This window comes from Cytophaga sp., assembly GCF_051961495.1.
Classification (GTDB): domain Bacteria; phylum Bacteroidota; class Bacteroidia; order Cytophagales; family Cytophagaceae; genus Cytophaga.
The window spans coordinates 1-3816 of record NZ_JBQCDF010000118.1; the positions used below are offsets into that span (position 1 = coordinate 1).

Here is a 3816-nt window from a genome sequence, read left to right on the forward strand (position 1 = left end):
GGAAGAATTGCGATCTGATCCGGAGAAAGCCATAACGGGAAGTTTCCGGCAACGTGCTCAATCAATACTGCAATAAAGCGTTCCATAGATCCAAATGGTGCACGGTGCAACATCACCGGTCGGTGTTTCTGATTATCAGAACCGGTATATTCCAATTCAAAACGATTTGGTAATTGGTAATCCACCTGAATGGTGCCTAATTGCCACTTTCTGCCCAAAGCATCTTTCACCATGAAATCCAGTTTAGGACCGTAGAATGCAGCTTCACCCAATTCCGTTACCGTACTCAAACCTTTTTCGGCAGCCGCTTCAATGATGGCCCGTTCTGCTTTATGCCACTGCTCATCTTCACCAATATACTTCTCTTTGTTTTCCGGATCGCGCAATGAAATCTGTGCTGTATACTCTGTAAAGCCTAATACTTTGAATACATACAATACCAGGTCAATTACTTTCAGGAATTCTTCTTTAACCTGATCCGGTCTGCAGAAAATATGTGCATCGTCCTGGGTAAAGCCTCTTACCCTTGTTAATCCATGCAACTCACCGCTTTGCTCGTATCTGTAAACCGTACCAAACTCTGCAAAACGAATCGGCAGGTCTTTGTACGAACGTGGTTTTGTCTTATAGATCTCGCAGTGATGGGGACAGTTCATTGGCTTTAATAAAAACTGTTCTCCTTCATGGGGCGTAAATATTGGCTGGAATGAATCCTTTCCGTATTTATCAAAGTGTCCGGAAGTAACATACAATTGTTTATTACCGATATGTGGCGTAACTACCGGCTGGTAACCTGAACGCACCTGTGCTTTTTTCAGAAAATTTTCCAGACGTTCACGCAATAGCGCGCCTTTAGGCAGCCACAGTGGTAAGCCCATACCTACTTTTTCTGAGAAGGCGAATAACTCCAGCTCTTTACCAAGCTTTCTGTGGTCACGCTTCTTCGCTTCCTCCAAAACAGTTAAGTAATCTTTCAACTCCTGCTGTTTCGGGAATGTGATCCCGTAAATACGGGTTAGCTGTTTGCTTTTTTCATCGCCTCTCCAGTAAGCACCGGCAACGCTCATCAGTTTAATGGCCTTGATGAAACCAGTATCCGGAATGTGCGGTCCTCTGCAGAGATCGGTAAATGAACCTTGCTTATAGAAAGTAATGGAACCATCTTCAAGATTCTCTAATAAATCTAATTTATATGGATCCTGCTTGTCTGTAAAATAGCTGATCGCTTCTTTCTTGGAAACAGCTTGACGCACGTATGCGTTCTTCTGCTTCGCCAGATCAAGCATTTTCTTTTCAATCTTTTCAAAATCATCCTGGGAGAATGAACGGTCTCCAAAGTCTACATCGTAGTAAAAGCCGGATTCAATAGCAGGTCCGATACCAAACTTGGTGCCCGGATATAAGTCTTCCAATGCTTCGGCCAATAAGTGCGCCGAAGAATGCCAGAATGTCGATTTACCTTCCGTATCGTTCCACGTCAATAATTGTACTGCTGAGTCGGTTGTTATTTCGCGTGAAGCATCCCAAACTTCTCCGTTAACTTTGGCTGCCAATACATTGCGTGCAAGTCCCTCACTGATACTAAGCGCAACACCCATACCAGTGATTCCCTTTTCATATTCACGGACTGATCCGTCGGGTAAAGTAATCTTTATCATAATTTTATTATAGCCTGCAAATTTAATAAGATTTTCATATAATCTTTTAAAACCGACCGGAGTCGACAAAAAATAATATGATCAATTTGTAGTATCTACACGATTTGGAGTCATGTTCATTCGTTGTATCCGCTCGATCTCTTTGTTCAGATAAGTATTCGAACTGTCAATGGATAAGGAATTTTTGTAATAAGTAATGGCTGCGTTCCGGTCGTTTTGCTTCAATGCATAATCGCCCATTCTACTGATGCTCTTGGCATCCAGTGGGTGTTTTTCGATCCATTTACCAAGATAAAGCATTGCCTGCTGGTAGTTCCCCTGCGACTGGTAATATTCACTCATGGGAATATATAATTCAGATGCCTGCGGGTCACAAAGCAAACCTTCTTTGTACGATGCCAATGCAACCTGGTTCTTGTTAATCGATTCAAAAAACTTTCCTTCATACAAAAACAATTCCGGCTTACAGGGACGCATACGTTTTGCCTTGATCAGCAAAGGCATGATGGAATCATACATATGCTTTTTGTAATACAACGACATCAGTTCAATATATGCCTCAATAAACTGAGGGTCTTTCTGAATACATTCTTTATACTTATTGAATGAACGGATGGTATCTTTTTTAATCAATAGTTTTTTTGCCTGAATGTAATTCAACTCGGCCATTTGCGGAGCCGTTGCATCAAGCATGTTTATGTATTTATTTGCACTGATTGTATCATTTTTTTCAAGCAGACAGTTTGCCAAAAGAATATATAAAACCGGTTCTTTGTTTTCAAGACTCAATGCTTTTTCAGCTTCTTCCAATGCCTGGTCTACATTTTTCAATTCATTATTGATTTGTGCACTTAACAGCCAATACGCCGAAACCGATTCATCAATACGAAGTGCTTTCTGGATGTCATTCTGGGCAATTCTGAAATTGTTGATGCTGTAAAAATAATTTGCCCGCTTGAAGTACAGAAACGGGTCATCGGGATTCTCCTCTATTGCCTCGTTTAAGGCGCTCAATTGTAATTCAGAAGAATACGTAAGTTCATTCTGAGTCGCCATTTTATTAATATCCTTGTCATCCGAACACGATTGCAACACGATACCTAACAGCATTAAATAAAGAATCCAGTTTTTTTTCATCTGATTAAATAATAAATCTGAACGAAATTTTTATACCAAATTTACTAATATCCGGCACATCTCTATATGTAACCCGGTGAATAAAATCAACCCGCGCACATTTAAAAATATTATCAATACCATATCCCACCTCTACATAGGGTCTTAACGGATCCAGCGAAGAAATGCTGACGGTAGATTCTCCCTGGGAGTTTACAGGGGCCAGCAAACGCCGGTTCTGATCCGACATACTTCCCACCAGCACATTTGTTGTTAAAAAGAATCTCCATTTTAATTTTTTCACCAAAGGAATCCGGTTGCTTAATAAGCCATCCAGATCATGTTTGATTTTAATAGAAGCATACTGATCGCTCGAGTATTCGAAGAAGTTCATCAGGTTAAATGCTGCGGTTGTAAAAAATATTGTCTGGTTACCAATGTGATTTTCGATCAACGGATATGGAACGGGCTTATATATTTTACCAACGGTGAATTGATAGTTCGTTCGGCCAATAATACCAAAACGGATGGAATGATCAATGGTTAACTGCAGTTTATGATAGTTGTAATCTCCTTTCAGTACACCTTTTAAACCGGCGGTATATTGAAAGGTGGCAACCGGCCATTTCTGCCCCCCTAAACTGATACGTTCATTTCCGTTCTGTAAAAATATTTCATCATACGAAAGCTTAATGAGTCCTATGATTTCCGTTGTCTGAAAATTTTCAACCAGTCCGGGTGTATTGGTTGCTGTTGGTTCAGAGTCATAAGCGGCAAAATTATAAATAGGATCAAACCACATATGCCTGATGATTAATTTAGGCATAATATTTTTAGTTAGGTCACGTTCAAAAAATGCGCCTACCTGCCTTGAATAGAACGGGCCGCGCAGCGTGCCCCAACGTGTCAATGCCAGGAACAGATTGTTGTTGGTAAGTTTTTCAGAGGGCGCGCCTATCTGGTCGATGTCGTACTTATAGTACATGCCCGTTTGTGTCCAGGGTTTACGCGAAAGAATAAATGTTGCAGCGCCTCCGTATTT

At 40.8% G+C, this 3816-nt stretch carries 3 protein-coding genes; all 3 read right to left on the reverse strand.

The window, feature by feature from the left end; translation table 11 throughout:
• The coding region (thrS, locus tag ACTHJT_RS05860) for a threonine--tRNA ligase (RefSeq protein WP_440237067.1) at positions 1 to 1658 on the reverse strand (1658 nt) is incomplete at its 3' end.
• Between the two features lie 81 nt (positions 1659 to 1739).
• Complete coding sequence (locus ACTHJT_RS05865) at positions 1740 to 2795, reverse strand: tetratricopeptide repeat protein (RefSeq protein ID WP_440237068.1); 1056 nt, start codon at positions 2793 to 2795, stop codon at positions 1740 to 1742.
• A gap of 4 nt (positions 2796 to 2799) precedes the next feature.
• Positions 2800 to 3816: DUF5686 family protein (locus tag ACTHJT_RS05870; RefSeq protein ID WP_440237069.1), on the reverse strand; the 1017-nt coding region annotated here is incomplete at its 5' end.

Excerpts from the sequence above, each read along its gene's own strand:
- ACTHJT_RS05865 (WP_440237068.1), bottom strand. The coding sequence starts at position 2,795 with ATGAAAAAAAACTGGATTCTTTATTTAATGCTGTTAGGTATCGTGTTG.